Below are 15,082 nucleotides of genomic sequence, written 5' to 3' on the forward strand. Positions count from 1 at the left end.
CTGCCGCGTCCAGGTGTGTAGTGGAGGGTGCTCTCGCGAGATCTGTAGTGCCCGAACATTACGCTGACTCCCAAGTGCGTTTCTAGATCGCGGCACCTGTCACCGGTCTGGTTCAAGTACTCACATCTAGGTCAGTAGACATGACAGCAGGTATAGGGCTCCCTATGCGCATTGCGCAACCCTTCAAATCGCGCTTCAATCCTTTAAGGCGGATTCGGGGTTAAATGCTATCGCGCTTAGGGCGCTCCGGGCGGCACGCTACGAGCGTTGGGCGGAGAGCAATTCTCCTTGTCGCCCGATGGCAGCTCGTGCAGACACCGGGAAGTCTGTGATAATCGCGTGGACTCCCAATTTCGCAAGTTCGTACCAGAGGGCTGAATCGTTGACAGTCCAGGCACGGATGGTAATTCCTGCTTCCAGTAGTCCGACAACGGTTTGCTTGTCGCGGAGAGAAGTGAAGTGCGGATGCGCCTCCTGGATATCGATGCCCGCGAGATAGTCCCACGGACGAATGAGGCCGTCCGCATAGAGCGCCGCGAGCGCGAGGCCCGGTGCGTGGTTGCGCAGATCGAGGAGCAACCTGTGGTGAAATGCGCTCACCACGATGCGGTCTGCCATGCCGGAGGCCGCGACAGAGGCTGCGATTGTCTCGGCCATCATCGGGTAGCGTCGTTCGAGGTTCTTTGCCTCGATGTTCAGCCGCATGCCCGTTGGCCGGAGAAGCTCGTAGACTTCGTCGAGCCTGCTGACACGCCCCTCAGGGCCTGTGGTTCGCGGATCGACGTAGTGACTCAGCTCGGCATAGTCGAGCGCCCCGATATCCCAGGCCTTGCCGGCCTCGTCGTAGAGCACGGGGTCATGCGCGCAGACGAGGTGGCCGTCGCGGGTGCGGTGCACGTCGAGTTCGAGGCCGTCGGGGGCTTCGAGCACCGCCTGTTCGTAGGAGGAGAGTAGGTTTGCAATTGGGGCGCCCTCGCCTCGTGCGTGGGCCCAGATCTCTGTCATTCTGCGTCTTTCTGTGCGGGGCGAGCGTCGCGCACCCGGTGGTTGGTGACAATGTGCGCGGTCGCTGCAACGGCTTCTAGGGCCCGATCGTGGTCGAGCTGGGCGATGCGGGTGTAGAGAATATCGACGAGCAGAAGTTGCCCGTGCCGCGCGGCGAACGAGGCGGTGCGGTACGTTGTTCCGGTGCCCATCGTGGTGAGGTGCACGTCTGCGACAAGCGCCACTGGTGAGGCCGGGTCGCTCGTCAGGGCGATGGTCTTCGCCCCGCGCTCTTTGCCGGTGAGCAGCGCCTCGTAGGTTTCGCGCGTGCGCCCCGAGGCCGAGATCGCGACGATCGCGTCGGAGGAGCTGCGCAGGGCAGCCGACGTGGCTGCGGCGTGTGTTTCGACCCAGGCCCGGATGGGCACGCCGAGGCGGAAGAGCCGCAGCTCGAGCTCCTGCGCGATGAGGCCGCTCGCACCGACGCCGTAGACGTCGGTGTGTCTGGCGCCGGCGATCATCTGGGCCGCGGCCTCAATTGCCGCGAAGTCGAGCTGGCGGGCGACGAGTTCCATCGCGTCAATGTCGAGCCTGGTGAGGGTGTTAGCGACCTGCTCCAGGCTGTCGTCTGGGCTGAGCCCGCCGACAAGCGGACGATTGAGGGTCGCGTTGCCGTGCCCGACCTCTTCTGCGAGGCCGAGCAGCAGCGCCTGGTAGCTCGCGAGCCCGAGCGCCTGGCAGAACCTCGTCACGGAGGGCTGCGAGACGCCCGCAGCTGTGGCGAGTTGCGCGGCCGACAGGTGGGTCACCTGCTCGATGTTGCCGAGAATGTAGTGCGCGATGTGCTGATGCGCCTGCGAGAGGCGCGGCAGCGCGAGCTGAATGCGATCGGTGATGAGCGCACCGCGCGTGGCTTCGGCCCCTGCTGCTGGGGTGGGGTGTGTGTTCATCTTGGCTCCGATCGTAGACGCGAATGCGAGATTTCGTGCGGCGAAGTAGGCGGCTTTGACATTCAATTCACCCAGAGTTCACACAACGTGTAATAATCATTCACACTCACCCGGTTAAGTGTATTAGAGATTCACTAGTCGTGGATCAGACGCATCAAAGGAGAACCTGATGACAGAACGCATCGTGGAGTTTCACGATGAAGTCGCGCGCCGACTCGCTCAGCTGACATGCACCGCCGAGGAAGGCGGCTTTGACGCCGCCATCGCACTTCTCAGTGAAACCGTCGCGGCTGACGGGGTGATCCACGCATTTGGCACCGGCCATTCCGAGGCTTTCGCGATGGAGATTGCAGGTCGCGCCGGTGGCCTGATCCCGACGAACAAGGTCGCGCTTCGAGACGTCGTAATCCGCGGTAATCGTGACGTCAGCGCTCTCACTGGGTTCCCGCCGCTGGAGCGTGATCCCGAAATAGGCGATGAGCTCTTCTCCACGATCCTTCGCGAGCCGCAAGATGCTTTCATTATCGCCTCGAACTCCGGAGTTAACGGTTCCATCGTAGGTATGGCGCTGCGCGCAAAGGCTGCAGGCCACCCTGTCATTGCGGTCACGAGTCTCCAGCACACCTCACGGGTCACCCCAACCCACCCGAGCGGAAAGCGCCTGAGCGAAATCGCCGACATTGTTATCGACAACCTCGCCCCCTACGGCGACGCTGTGCTCTCCGGATCCACGCCGGTCGGCGCTGTCTCCTCGATCACTTCGGCGTTTATCGCGCAGCTGCTCACCGTTGGCATCTCGGAACGACTCGGGCGGGCGGGGCAAGCACCCCCCGTGTTCCTCTCCGCAAACATCCCTGGAGGCGACGAGCACAACCGCCGCCACGAAACCCACTATGGCGAGCGCATCCGTCGCATCGCCTAACGCTCTGCCCTAATTTCAACGGACTTGAAGGATCACCATGTATACACCACGTTTCACCATGTCCCGTCGCGTGCTCACGGCAGCAGCGGGAGCAACCGTGCTCGCGCTTTCCCTCGGCGCGTGCGCGGCAACGCCCGGAGGGCCAGCCGAGCGCCCGAGCCAGGGCAGCGACACCACGGGCGATGCGAAGAACCCGTTCGGCGTCGCGGCAGGCAGCACCGTCGACGCGGTGATCTTTGATAACGCGAACAACGTCGCGTTCTTCGACACCGTCACCCCGACCATGCAAGAGCTCCATGAGGTTGACCTGAAGGTCACCCCGTCGACGCAGATCGCCCAGCAAGTGCAGCCCCGATTCGTCGCTGGCACACCACCAGACCTGCTGCACTCCGCCGGCTCAGGTTCCATCCCCGTCGCGTCGATGCTCCCAGACATCGAAGACCTCACCTCGGTCACGAACGCGATGAACCTGGATGGCGAGCCCATCGCCGACACGCTGTACCCCGGCGTGCTCGACCTCGCAAAGTACGATGGCAAGCTTGCGGCGGTCAACTACTCGCTCAACGTTCATGCAATGTGGTACTCGAAGTCGATGTTCGACAAGTACGGTTGGGAAGCGCCAAAGACCTGGGATGAGGCCATGGAACTTGGCGCCGCCGCAAAGAAAGAGGGGAAGTACCTCTTCACCTGGGGCAAGGAGGGTTCGGCCTACTATCTCTCGCTCGCCATCGACAGCGCAGTGAAGGAGGGCGGCCGCGATGTGCTCGCTTCCCTTGCAAACCTCGAGGCCGACTCCTGGAGCCAGCCAGAGGTGCAGCAGTCGTTCACCGCCCTCAAGGAGATCGTCGATGCTGGCTACTTCATTCCCGGCGGCGCGGGCACGCAGTTCAAGGCGGCTCAGGCGCAGTGGAGCCTCAAACAGGAGGCCCTGATGTACCCGACCGGGTCGTGGATCGAGGGCGAGATGGGCGACGAGATCGCCGATGGCTTCGAGATGGTCGGAGCCCCGGCGCCGACGATCACCACACAATCAGCTCTGCCATATGAGGCGATGCGTTTCGCGGGCGGCAACCGCTTCGTAGTGCCGTCTGATGCCGCGAATGCCGCGGGCGCAAAAGAGACGCTCCGCGTCATGCTCTCTCCTGATGCGGCCGCAGAATTCTCGCGCATCAACAAGTCGCTCACTATCGTGAAAGACACCGTGCCAGCTGACGGATTCGGCTCCACATCGCTGGTGTCGGCCCGAGACCTGCTCGACAACGCAGGCGAAAATGCGTTCGCGTGGGATTTCACCGACGCATACCCCTTCGGCGACGACAAGACCCGCATCTGGAACGACTTCCTCTCGGGCAGTATCGACGTCGACACGCTCACAAGTGAGATGCAGAAGCTCTCGGACAAGATTCGCGAAGACGACTCGATCGTGAAGATCAAGGTGGGCAAGTGACCGAGACCGTCACCGCACTACCAGGGGCCCCCGGTCGCGCTCGCGCCCGGGGGCCCCGCGGGGGCTTTGACCGGGTCTCTATGCTCGCCGTATTCGTCGGAGTGCCCCTCGCGCTCTACCTCGTCTTCGTGATCTGGCCGATGCTGCAGGCGGCCGTCTACTCGTTCACCGATTGGAGTGGCTTCAGCGGCAGTTTCGGCTTCGTTGGGCTGAACAACTACGTCGAACTCTTTCGCGACGAGTCGTTTCTCATCGCGATCCGCAACAGCCTCATTATTCTCGCGGCGCTTCCAGTTCTGTCGCTCGCGATTGGTCTGCTGCTCGCGGTCATGGTCACTATCGCCGGTCCCTCCCGCGGCGGTGTGCGGGGCGTGCGCGGCTCAGCGTTCTACCGGGTGGTCGCCTTCTTTCCTGCCGTGATCCCGTCGATCATCATCGGCATTATCTTTGCGCAGGTCTACGACCCGAACAACGGCATCCTCAACGGCGCCCTGACCGGGATCGGGCTCGAACAGTTTCAATCCTTCGCGTGGCTTGGGGAGGCATCGACCGCGATGGCAGCGACAATCGCCGCCATGGTGTGGGCCACGTCGGGTTTCTACATGGTGCTATTCATCGCAGCGATTCGCGGCATCGACACCGAGCTGTTTGAGGCAGCGCGGCTCGATGGCGCCGGCCGCATGCGCATCACCCTGTCGATCGTGCTCCCTGGTATTGCCGCGAACGTGAAAACCTCGTACGTGTACGCGGGCATCGCTGCCCTCGACTCATTCGTCTTTCTCCAGGCGTTCAACCCGAGCGGGGGGCCCAAACGGTCGACCCTTGGCATCACCCAGGAGATCTACTCGACAGCGTTTCAGGAGGGCCGGTTCGGGCTTGCGTGCGCCATGGGTATCCTACTCACTCTGCTCACATTCGCTTTTGTCGGACTCACACACAGGCCACGAAAGAAGGCTGCACGGTGACCTCATCCATTTCTACACCGAACAGGGCGGCGCTCACACCGACTCGCGCGGCCGGCCCCCGCGCGCGCAGGAAGCGCGCATCGGCACCGTCAGAGCGGCTCGTCGGAATTGGCTCGCAGGCTGTGCTCGTCATTTGGACGGTGGTGATCGCCGTTCCGCTGCTCTGGACAGTCATGAGCTCGTTCAAGTCGAGCCGGGAGATTCTTGCCTCCCCGTTTGCCTTACCGAGCTCGTGGTCATTCACCAACTATGCGACCGCTTGGGCTGACGCACGCATCGGCGAGTTTTTCATGAACACGCTTGTTGTCGTCGGCGGGGCGCTCGCGCTCACGATGTTGCTCGGCGCAATGTGCGCATACGCGCTCGCCCGCTTCGAGTTCCCTGGGCGCACCGCGATCCGGAACCTGATTCTCGCCGGGCTCACGTTCCCCGTGTTCCTCGCGGTCGTGCCGCTGTTTTTCGTCGTGCAGCAGTTTGGGCTGATGAACTCGCTCGCGGGGCTCATCGTCACCTATACGGCCTACGCGCTCCCATTCACAGTGTTGTTTCTCACCGCGTTCTTTGAACGTCTTCCGCACGAGATCGCCGAGGCAGCTGCGATTGACGGCGCCTCACAGTGGCGAACCTTCTTCTCAGTAATGCTGCCGATGGCAGGGCCAGGTATGTCGGCGATCGCCCTCCTGAATTTTGTAGGCCTGTGGAACCAGTACTTGCTTCCCGTGATCCTCATCACCGACCCCAGCAAGTCAGTGCTCACACAGGGCATACAGGTCTTCGCGGTGCAAGCAGGGTTCAACGTAGACTTTGGGGCACTGTTCGCCGCCGCGGTGATGACTATCCTGCCTGTGCTCATCGTGTACGTCATCTTCCAGAAGCGGCTTCTCGCCTCGGTCTCACAAGGAGCGCTCAAATGATGCTCATTGCCGTCGATGCCGGTGGCACCCGCACTCGCGCTGCAGTCGTAGATGACACAGGAAAACTTCACGGTTTCGGCATCGCTGGCTCTGGTAACCCGACAGCCGTTGGTAGGGAGGCCGCCGATGGGGCGGTAGTCGCAGCACTGACGGCGGCTCTCGACGCCGCGGGAACACCGGGGGAACGCATCCTGGGGGGTGCCGTGTGCTCGGCCGGACAACACGACGCTGACCGAGTTCGGTCGATCTTGACTGGCGCGGGGATCCGCACGGAGACCCCAGTGGTGCTAGTGGGCGATGCAGTGGGTGCCTATCTCGCAGTCGCCGACGAACCGACCGGCCTCGCCCTCGTGGTCGGCACAGGGAGCGTCGCTATCCGAGTCGAAGGCACAGTAATCACGGAAGTATTTGACGGAGCAGGATGGCTGCTTGGCGACCTGGGCAGTGGATTCTGGCTCGGCCAGGCCGTCGCACAGGCCGTTGCGGCAGATATCGACGGACGCGGCCCAAAAACCTCGCTCACGCAGGATGTCCTCAAACGGATCGACCGAACAGACAGCTCGCACTGGGGTTCGGGTAGACATCCGGACCTGCTGCAGCTTCTACGGCACAGCTATTCAGAATCCCCTGTGCGCCTCGCACGCCTCGCCAAATTAGCTTTCTTGCACTCGCGTACCGATTCGGTGGCAGCAAAAATCGTCGACGTCGGCGCGAAACACGTGGCAGCGACGCTTCGGGCCGCCCGCGCATCGGACACTGACCTCCCTATTGCCTGCAGTGGGTCCATCCTCATTCACGGCTACCTTGGCGTCAAAGCTCCTTCGAACTCGCTCGCAGTCGAGCTTTCTAACGCCGATTTTCGTCGATGTGAGGATGGAATTGTTGGAGCCGCAGTGCTGGCACTGCACGAAGCAGGAGTACCGCGTTCTAAAGAGCTTCGCGAAACGCTTGGAGCTGTGTTTTCGCAGGTGAAGGCGAGAAGATGAGCGCCGCCCAGGCTGAAGTGGGCTTGCGTTCTGGTAACCAGCCGACTGCACGAGTGACTTCGATTCCGAGTCGTTGAGAGCTTGATGCGTCATCTCGCGGGGGTCTTCGGAGAGGTCGCGACATACGCTAGACCTTAGAACTAACCCGCCACCTCTGGCAGCAAGCGTCATGTGGGCTCTGTCAGACGGAGGCGAGTGCGCTCCGAGACCTGCCTACTCGATCTCATCAAAGCTCTTGACTTGGTCCTCTAGCTGATGGCGCATCACCGGGTGAGGGGGTAGAAGTCAACGATGACGAATCGAACTACGCGCAACGAAGCTGTATTCGGAGATTCACCGACGTCGCTGGCGCGGACAACATGCGCGAGCTCGGTTGGTGCCACTGAGCCTTGAGGCACCCGGGCGCGCCGACGCTGAACGTTCAGTTTCATGTATAACAAACCTCTCCATCTGTCCGACGGCTCAGGACGTTTCCACCTAAAGGAACGTCCGACGTCGATATGCCAGGTGGCGGCAAGGCATTCTGAACTCATCGGCGTTTGCCTTCTAGACGCCAACTGAGAGTGCCCCCTGTTGCTGATGCCTTTAGGACGGTGTTGCAACGGCATTTCGTTTGCCTGTGTCAGTAACGCCCGAAAGTCGAGATCCTGTTGCTGCCATGTCGCCTTCGGCTCGATAATTGCTTTGTGCAAGCCGTGCCTTGGCCGAGTCAGCCCACGACGTCGGCTCCATGTAACTCTCGGTGCCATCCAAGACCGGAACGCACATAGGCGCGTTCTGCGCACAAGACTCTGACCCGCTCGCACTCGGTGCGCGCCGCGCGACTCGACAACGCCTCACGCGCGCTCCTGAATCAGAGGTAATCGGCCAGAAATGAAGCGCCTCGAGGAAACCGGACAGATAGCTTTCCTTCTCGCTCATCTCGGACGTACCCGAGTGCGACATGCTTCGCTTGCACACGAGAGAGCTTCCGCTACGTCTTCGTCGACGTCAGAAGGTCGTGGATGAGTGTGTGGCAGCCTCGGCAGAGGGGCCAGAGGTCTTCGTGTTCTTCCGCGCCGAGCCGGTCGTAGGTGATGTGGTGGAGGTCGTCCTGTTTGAGTTTCCACGGCTTCCCGCAGCCCAGACATACGATTGTGCCGCCGGCAGGCAAGAGGCCGGCTTCTTCTTCCGCCCACTGTTACCGTCTTCGGTACCAAGCTGGTGATCGCATGTAGCCGGCGTAGCTCTGGCGGTGCGCTTCCCTTCCGCCTGAGCGCACCGCCCAAGGGTTCAGCTCACGCACGGTACCCGGCCTGCATCTTCGCGATAGCGTCCCCGTACTCTGACGTGTCCCGTAGATGCTGTTCGAGATTCTTCGCATCTTTCTGACACTCCGCGAACCGGGGATGCTCATGAAATGGCCTGGTCTTCGGGAGGAACGGTGGCAGGTTTCGGTAGAACACGAATGCCATGCCCTTCTCAAGCGTCCGGATCTCGTGGCCCTCAAAGATCGCCCGCTTCTCTTCAGAGAGCTGCATGTGGGCAGGACCGTTCAAAGCCATTGAATACGCCTCCCGCTCGACCCAAGTCTCACCGATGAGCTTTGACATGTCTTCGAGCGCGCGGGGGTCACCGCCGCCGGGGAGCACAATCTTGGCTGTCGCCGCGTCCCAGAGGGTGCCTGCTCCTTCTTGTCCGCCGTACTGCTGCAGCTGCGATTTGGACTGGAATACCGCGACTCCGATGCGGCCGACGCCGCCGCCGGCGGTGATGAGCTCGTACATGCCCTGGTAGTCGAAGTTGCCTGCCTCATCGAGTAGATACGTGAGCGGCGGGTCAAGGCGGCCGCCGGGGGAGCCTGCGGCGATCGCTTTGGACACGTAGTCAACTTCTGAGAGAAAGCCGTCAAGGTTCCGGAGGAAATTTGCTGACGTCTTTTTGTCACCGATGAGGTAGACGGTGCCCTTCTGGAGGATGAAATCGGCGAAATTGAAGTTGGCATCGTCTGGTCCGACCTTCATCCAGTCTCGGGCGCTTCGGGAACCGAGAAACGCGAGCACCGTCGGCAGGACCGCCCACTGGGAGGCGCGCTGCTCTGCAGACATGTTGATGACCGTCTCAATCATGGTCGCGTGCCCTGGGGTTCTCGCCGGCAGGAGTGTCGCGCAGAATGACTGGAGATACCTGGTCGCTGAATGAAACTCGGCGTGTCGCAGAGCTTCTGGATAGCACCGTCGCCTTCATTGGGGGCGAGACGGATGACCCTGCTCGACCTAAGTCAGAGATTGAAAACGAAAAATCCCCCGCCGCTTCCGCGACGGGGGATTCAGACGTGCGCCCCAAGGGATTCGAACCCCTGACCTTCTGATCCGTAGTCAGATGCTCTATCCAGCTGAGCTAGGGGCGCAGTGTTGATCTCTCAACTTGGAATACGTTACACGAGAATTCTGTGGAACTCAAAACGAGACGGGCGAATCTGCGGCAAACCGTTCTCTCAGCTCGCGTTTGAGGATTTTGCCGCTCGGGTTTTTCGGGAGCGTCGCGACGACGTGCACGACTGTTGGCACTTTGAACGCGGCGAGCCGCTCGCGCGTGTGGGCCCGCAACTCTTCCTCGGTAGCAGTTTCTCCCGCGGTGAGCACGACTGCGGCTGTGACTGTCTCGACCCACTTCGGGTGCGGTGTCGCGAATACGGCGCACTCGGCGATTGCGGCGTGTTCGTAGAGGGCTTCCTCGACCTCGCGACTTGCGACGTTCTCGCCGCCCGTATTGATCATGTCTTTGCTGCGGTCAACGATTCGCAGCCTGCCGTCTTCGTCGAACACTCCGAGGTCGCCCGAGTGGAACCAGCCGCCGCGGAACGCCTCGGCTGTCTGTTCGGGGGCGTTCCAGTAGCCGAGGGCAAGCTGGGGGCTGCGATGCACGATCTCGCCGACTTCGCCGACGGGCACCGGGTGACCGGCCTTGTCGACGACGCGGGTCTCGACGTGCAGCACTGGGCGTCCGGCAGAGCCTGCGTGGCTGAGCTGTTCGTGCGGCGGCAGGATCGTCGCGACGGGCGCGAGCTCTGTCTGGCCGTAGAAGTTCCAGAGTTGCAGGTCCGGTAGTCGGCGCTGCAGTTCGAGCAGCACCTCGACGGGCATGGCTGCGGCACCGTAGTAGCCCTTCTTGAGGCTCGACAGGTCGGCGCTGTCAAACTCTGGTGAGCGCAGGAGCGAGATCCAGACGGTGGGAGGGGCGAAGAACTTCGTCACCCGGTGTTCAGCGATCTTGCGCAGGATCGTCGCCGGATCGGGCGCGGGGAGCAGGATGCTCGTCGCCCCGAGCATGATGTCGGGGCCAAGGAAGCAGTCGAGCTGCGCACAGTGGTAGAGCGGGAGCGCGTGCAGATCGACGTCGTCGCCGTCCATGCCGCCTTCAACAACCGAGCTGAGGTATTCGGATCCGAGCGAACGACTTGAGTGCACGGCGCCCTTCGGCCGTGACTCGGTGCCGCTCGTAAACATGATGCGAATAGGGTCGTCGGCGGAGAGCGCCAGATCTGGCGCATCGTCGCGCGAGGTCGCGAGGATCTCGTCGAATGGGATCCATCCTGGCGAAGCGGCGGTGGCGGCTTCGGCGATGATCTCGACGAGCGTTGCAATGGCCGTACCCGATTTCGCTACCGCCAGTTCTGCGGTCTCAACGAGCTCCGTCTGGGCGATAAGGATCTGGGGCTCAACAACCTCAAGGAGCGGCCCGATCTCGCCTGCGGTCAGCACGAAGTTCAGCGGGACGAGGATCGCGCCGGCCCGCACCGCCCCGTACGCTGCGACGGCGAACTGCCAGCAGTTGCGGCTGAGCAACGCGATCCTGTCGCCGCGACGCGCGCCACACTCGGTGAGCGCGTTCGCGAACCTGTTCGCGAGCCGATCGAGCTCTGCGAAAGTGAGCGTCGTGTCGCCGTCGATGAGTGCGATCTTGTTTGGGCGACGGGCGGCGGAGCGCCTGAGGTGCTCGCCAAGCGTGTCAGCTCGGGCGGAGGAGATCGTGGCCGAGAGTGCCTCGTCAAACAGCAAAGTCATACCTCACTTCGTCGTAAAGTACTCGCCCGGTCGGGCGGGGTGCTGGCAACGATAGCAACGCTCGCCTGGGACTACCACCCTCGTCGGGAGGTACGATGAAGTACGTGCCTACGAACACTGACAGTAACGAGCTTGCGATGCCGCACTTCCCTGAGCCGAGCGCCGAGCTCGCGCGCGCGGAGAAGCTGATTCTCGGGATCCCGGACCACCCGGCGCCGGGCATCGTCTTCCGCGACATCATGCCGCTGCTCGCTGACGGCCCGGCGTTCAAAGCGACAGTCGATGCGCTCATCGCCCCGTTTCTCGGCACGTTCGACGTGATCGCTGGGCTTGAGGCGCGCGGGTTTCTGCTCGCGAGCGCAGCTGCGTACTCGACGGGTGCCGGGCTGCTCCCGATCCGTAAGGCAGGCAAGCTGCCCCGCCCGGCAGCGTCGGTGGGCTACGAGCTCGAGTACGGGGTCGCCGAGGTTGAAGCTCACAACGACTTGCCCGCAGGTACCCGAGTGCTGTTGATTGACGATGTTTTGGCGACTGGCGGTACGCTCGAGGCCGCTCGCGAGCTCGTCGAGCTGCTCGGCTACACAGTCGCCGGAACCGCTGTGCTGTTTGAGATCAACGGGCTCGGCGGTCGCCTCGCGGTCGCAGACCCGAACCTGCACACCGTGTTCGCGAGCGGCGAGTAAGCGCGCTCCGGGCAGCACCAGGGACGGAGTCGGCGCGTGAAGCGAAAGCGGGAACAGTCAAGCGCCGTCGCCGAACTTCTCGATCTCGCTGGCTCCGATCCTGATCTGCTGCGGTCGGGGAGGATCCCGGACCCGCAGCCGGCGCACACGCCGCTCTTTCGATGGCTCGCCCGCGTTCTCGGGACGCTTGAGGCGTTTCTCCGCGCGCGCGGCGGTACGGTCTTGCGCAACGCGATTCGCGTCTTCTGGGCGGTGCTTGCGGCCGTCGGAATCGTGCTCCTCGTTGGCCCGGTCATCAACAAGCCGATGGACTTCGACGAAGTTATCGCTTCGGCCAAGGTTGCGGATGTGAAGTGGGTCGCGCGCGACGCGGCGATTGACTATGAGGTCGCGCGTGAGCCTGACGGCACGTTTTCGGCAGTGGTCACTGAACGCTTCACCGCGAGCTTCGTGAATGGGCCTGAGCGCAGCGTGCTGAGAACGCTCGTCACCGAGGTCGACGGGAAAGACACAGAGTTCGCGCTACGGGAGGCAACTGTCGATGGCGAGCCTGCGCTGACGGCGGTGACACGCCACGCGACAACAACTGACATCACGCTCCGCACGCCGAAGGGTGAGGCGTTCGAGGGTGAGCGCGAGATCGAGCTGAGCTACGAGCTGCACCACCTTGCGCGGCAACAGACCGACGTGGCCACCGGCGACGCGGTCGACGCGTGGCAGTGGCCGTTGTTTGCCCCGAGCTGGCCGCAGGCCACGAAGGGCCTAGCAGTATCGGTGACGCTACCGGGTGAGCTCGACAGGGCTCTCGTGCGCCAGCCACACGCCTCCGTCGGGTGGCTGCTAGTCAGCGGAAACGTCTGGCTCACGCCAGGCGAGACGGCCAGGGGCGCAGTCACCTATTCGTTCGAGAACGACGATTCGCTCCCGCCGCACTCAGACGTGTGGGTCGAGTTCACCTTCGCCGAGGGCACGTTCGCTGAGCCGCCAACGACGGGGCTCTTCTGGGTGCAGACTTGGGGCCCGGTGCTGCCGCTCGCGGTGCTTGTCGGACTCATGCTGTTTGCGCTTGCGGCTCGCTGGGTGGTGTGGGCGGACTCTGCGGGGGACCCGTGGTTCGTCGCGCGTGACTCGGCCCCGCATGGGATCTCTCCGCTGCTTGCGGCGGACCTGCTCGGTAAGCCACGGCACGCGGAGCTCGTCTCCGCGCTCGCCGCAGCCCCCGTGCGCGGGACGGCGGACGCCACCGACAGGTGGCTGCGATTCGTTGCCCGTGCCGGGCGCCGAGCTGGCAGGGTCGGTAATCTCCCCGCGGTTGTGGGGTGGCGTTCGCGGTGGGCGCGCGCGGGCGCGCCGGTGGCCGAGAAGCTCCGCTGGGTGCCCGACAGCTACGTGCGTGACACATTCTTGCTCGCTCCGCTTGCGGTAACGCTTGTGCAGTGGGGCATTCTGCGGCAGCTGTCGCACCAGGTCATCTTGAGCGTCGTCTGGTGGCCGGCGGCGTTCGTGCTCGGCTCGACCGTGATCGCGGGCGTCACGCTGTGGGCAGTCTGGCGTCCGCGCCCGCTCACGAGAGCTGGCGCGCTGGCCAAGCAGCAGTTGAGCGGCATCGCTGTCTTTGCGCGGGGAACCCGGTTGTCTGAGCGGGGTCCTGTCGATGATCCGCTGCTCCCGTATGCCGCGCTGTTCGAGCCGCCGCGCCGAGCCGGGAACGCGGTCGCCAGTCTCGCCGCCCGCGAGACTGGCGACCGCAGCGTATCAGCCGGGTGGCGCGGCGAGCATTTCCTCTCCGTGCCAGCGATCTTGGCCACAGTCGCGGCTGGAGCGCTCGCGGCAGGGGCTGTCGTGCTCGTGAGCACGCAGCCAGCGCCCTACGGGGAGGCCGAGTACCTGACGTGGCCGTCATCGGAGGCGAGCGGGGTCATCTGGACCCAGATCGAGGGCTTCGAGATCGAAGCTGAGCTTTCGCGCGGTGCAGATGGCAGCGCGCGGCTCGACGTGACTGAGCGGCTCACCGTCGGGTTCGAGCCGGGCGGAGCCTCGGTGCCGCAGTTCGAGCGCGAGTGGCCGCGAGAGCGGTTGGGTCAGGATCTTGGCCTCGTGGTGGAAGACGTGCGCGTCGACGGCGCTGTGGTGCCGTTTTACGAGACGCGCGGTAGTCAGACGACCAAGGTGACGACGAAGCTCGGCGAGGTGCTCACCGGAGACCTGCCTGTCGAGGTGCGCTACTCACTCACGAGCCCAGCCGTCGAAGTTCGAGACGGCGGTGACACCGCGCAGCAAGTGCGGTGGACCGCAATGCACTGGTTCTGGGATGACACGTTCTACTCGAACCAAGCGAATCCCTACGACGGATCCGAGCCCGTTCGGCCGCTCCGCGTCCAGCTCACGATCGACCCGGAGGTTGCGGGAGAGCTGCGATCGGGCGGCTGGATCAGTCACGGCGATGCCGACCGTGTGCCTGGCGAAAGCGGACAGGGGTTCGAGCCGTGGGTCGCCGAGCGCGACATCTACAACGACTCGGGCCGCGTCGAGCTCGTGGTCGGGTCTCAGGCGACGAGCGCCGATGGGGAGCTTGTCGTCACGCTCGATGCGGCTGCCGTCGAGTCTCGCCCCGCACCGCTCCCTGGCGATGGCGACGGAGAACCTGGCGAGCCATTCGCGATCGACGCGGCCCTGAATGCGACACTTGGCCAATACGAGCTCGGCCTCACGGGTGACCTCGGCGCAACGCTGAACTTTACGGCCGACACGTTCTCGAACGTCGTCGATGGAGCTGCCGAGCGCTACAGGGTCTCCTATGGCGCACCGCTCGCCCTGCTCGTCGGTCTGACAGTTGCCGCGCTCGCCGCTGCGGTCGGCGTCTTCGTCGCGGCCGTGCGCCGCGGTAGGGCCGCAGGATCGTCGATCGCGCTCGTCTCGTTCGCGGCAGTTTCCCTGCTCGCCGTCGCTCAATCCATCGTGTTCTGGTGGGTCACCGGGCCGATGCCTGGCGACTCGGCGGTGGTTCCTGCGATGGTTGCCTGCTCGCTCTTGATGTGGGGCGCGGTCGTCGCGCAGTGGGTCGCGGTGGTTCGTGCCGGATCGGCCGTTGGGAAGGCGCCGGCGAAGTAAGCCGCCAAGGCGCAGTAGCGCATCACCTGGGTTACGATTGTCAATCTATTGTTGCGCTCGCTCGAGAATTCGCG

12 protein-coding genes and 1 tRNA gene are annotated in these 15,082 nt (G+C 63.5%); 7 read left to right on the top strand and 6 right to left on the bottom strand.

The features are described from left to right. Positions 1 to 258 precede the first annotated feature (258 nt). A complete protein-coding gene (locus ACF07D_RS14065) occupies positions 259 to 1,005 on the bottom strand; it encodes a glycerophosphodiester phosphodiesterase (protein ID WP_391505325.1) in 747 nt (248 codons plus the stop codon). Continuing rightward, a complete protein-coding gene (locus tag ACF07D_RS14070) occupies positions 1,002 to 1,934 on the bottom strand; it encodes a MurR/RpiR family transcriptional regulator (protein ID WP_185987647.1) in 933 nt (310 codons plus the stop codon). Before ACF07D_RS14070 ends, ACF07D_RS14065 begins: the two co-directional genes overlap by 4 nt. A 169-nt stretch (positions 1,935 to 2,103) precedes the next feature. Between ACF07D_RS14070 and ACF07D_RS14075 the strand changes: the two genes are divergently transcribed. Genes ACF07D_RS14075 through ACF07D_RS14095 form a run of 5 tightly spaced genes read left to right on the top strand, consistent with a single transcriptional unit; the run spans position 2,104 to position 7,168 of the window. Next, entirely contained in the window at positions 2,104 to 2,856 is a 753-nt protein-coding gene (locus ACF07D_RS14075; protein WP_185987646.1) for a sugar isomerase domain-containing protein, read from the top strand. A 37-nt stretch (positions 2,857 to 2,893) separates the two neighbouring features. Beyond that, positions 2,894 to 4,303 carry an N-acetylglucosamine/diacetylchitobiose ABC transporter substrate-binding protein gene (gene ngcE / locus ACF07D_RS14080; protein ID WP_237463446.1) on the top strand — a complete coding sequence of 470 codons (1,410 nt, stop codon included), beginning with the start codon at positions 2,894 to 2,896 and terminating at the stop codon, positions 4,301 to 4,303. After that, positions 4,300 to 5,268: a carbohydrate ABC transporter permease gene (locus tag ACF07D_RS14085; RefSeq protein ID WP_255808704.1), complete on the top strand. Its 969-nt coding sequence runs from the start codon at positions 4,300 to 4,302 to the stop codon at positions 5,266 to 5,268. The genes ngcE and ACF07D_RS14085 overlap by 4 nt, the downstream gene beginning before the upstream one ends. Next, the gene (locus tag ACF07D_RS14090) at positions 5,265 to 6,182 is read left to right on the top strand and encodes a carbohydrate ABC transporter permease (RefSeq protein ID WP_255808705.1); all 918 of its coding nucleotides are present in this window, start codon (positions 5,265 to 5,267) and stop codon (positions 6,180 to 6,182) included. The genes ACF07D_RS14085 and ACF07D_RS14090 overlap by 4 nt, the downstream gene beginning before the upstream one ends. Beyond that, on the top strand, positions 6,179 to 7,168 hold the full coding sequence (locus ACF07D_RS14095) for an N-acetylglucosamine kinase (RefSeq protein WP_255808707.1): 990 nt from the start codon (positions 6,179 to 6,181) through the stop codon (positions 7,166 to 7,168). The genes ACF07D_RS14090 and ACF07D_RS14095 overlap by 4 nt, the downstream gene beginning before the upstream one ends. Positions 7,169 to 8,141: 973 nt before the next feature. Here the strand turns inward: ACF07D_RS14095 and ACF07D_RS14100 are convergent. The 4 genes from ACF07D_RS14100 to ACF07D_RS14115 all read right to left on the bottom strand — a co-directional run bounded on the left by ACF07D_RS14100 (position 8,142) and on the right by ACF07D_RS14115 (position 11,214). After that, positions 8,142 to 8,321 carry an HNH endonuclease gene (locus ACF07D_RS14100; RefSeq protein ID WP_391505326.1) on the bottom strand — a complete coding sequence of 60 codons (180 nt, stop codon included), beginning with the start codon at positions 8,319 to 8,321 and terminating at the stop codon, positions 8,142 to 8,144. Between the two features lie 124 nt (positions 8,322 to 8,445). Next, a complete protein-coding gene (locus tag ACF07D_RS14105; RefSeq protein WP_255808709.1) occupies positions 8,446 to 9,276 on the bottom strand; it encodes a type IV secretory system conjugative DNA transfer family protein in 831 nt (276 codons plus the stop codon). A gap of 207 nt (positions 9,277 to 9,483) precedes the next feature. Beyond that, positions 9,484 to 9,557 (bottom strand) — tRNA-Arg (locus ACF07D_RS14110). Positions 9,558 to 9,606: 49 nt separating this feature from the next. Continuing rightward, positions 9,607 to 11,214 carry a fatty acyl-CoA synthetase gene (locus ACF07D_RS14115; protein WP_119281831.1) on the bottom strand — a complete coding sequence of 536 codons (1,608 nt, stop codon included), beginning with the start codon at positions 11,212 to 11,214 and terminating at the stop codon, positions 9,607 to 9,609. Positions 11,215 to 11,351: 137 nt separating this feature from the next. On the opposite strand from ACF07D_RS14115, the gene ACF07D_RS14120 reads away from it, so the two are divergent. Both ACF07D_RS14120 and ACF07D_RS14125 read left to right on the top strand, forming a co-directional pair. Continuing rightward, complete coding sequence (locus ACF07D_RS14120) at positions 11,352 to 11,897, top strand: adenine phosphoribosyltransferase (RefSeq protein WP_255809795.1); 546 nt, start codon at positions 11,352 to 11,354, stop codon at positions 11,895 to 11,897. A gap of 36 nt (positions 11,898 to 11,933) precedes the next feature. Further along, positions 11,934 to 15,008: a DUF2207 domain-containing protein gene (locus ACF07D_RS14125; RefSeq protein WP_391505327.1), complete on the top strand. Its 3,075-nt coding sequence runs from the start codon at positions 11,934 to 11,936 to the stop codon at positions 15,006 to 15,008. The last annotated feature ends 74 nt before the right edge of the window (positions 15,009 to 15,082 follow it).

Origin of the sequence: Leucobacter sp. NPDC015123 (genome assembly GCF_043080205.1) — a bacterium.
GTDB classification, from domain to species: Bacteria; Actinomycetota; Actinomycetes; order Actinomycetales; family Microbacteriaceae; genus Leucobacter; species Leucobacter aridicollis_A.

Excerpts from the sequence above, each read along its gene's own strand:
- ACF07D_RS14115 (WP_119281831.1), bottom strand. The coding sequence starts at position 11,214 with ATGACTTTGCTGTTTGACGAGGCACTCTCGGCCACGATCTCCTCCGCC.
- ACF07D_RS14075 (WP_185987646.1), top strand. The coding sequence starts at position 2,104 with ATGACAGAACGCATCGTGGAGTTTCACGATGAAGTCGCGCGCCGACTC.
- ACF07D_RS14105 (WP_255808709.1), bottom strand. The coding sequence starts at position 9,276 with ATGATTGAGACGGTCATCAACATGTCTGCAGAGCAGCGCGCCTCCCAG.
- ACF07D_RS14070 (WP_185987647.1), bottom strand. The coding sequence starts at position 1,934 with ATGAACACACACCCCACCCCAGCAGCAGGGGCCGAAGCCACGCGCGGT.
- ngcE (WP_237463446.1), top strand. The coding sequence starts at position 2,894 with ATGTATACACCACGTTTCACCATGTCCCGTCGCGTGCTCACGGCAGCA.
- ACF07D_RS14120 (WP_255809795.1), top strand. The coding sequence starts at position 11,352 with ATGCCGCACTTCCCTGAGCCGAGCGCCGAGCTCGCGCGCGCGGAGAAG.
- ACF07D_RS14095 (WP_255808707.1), top strand. The coding sequence starts at position 6,179 with ATGATGCTCATTGCCGTCGATGCCGGTGGCACCCGCACTCGCGCTGCA.
- ACF07D_RS14065 (WP_391505325.1), bottom strand. The coding sequence starts at position 1,005 with ATGACAGAGATCTGGGCCCACGCACGAGGCGAGGGCGCCCCAATTGCA.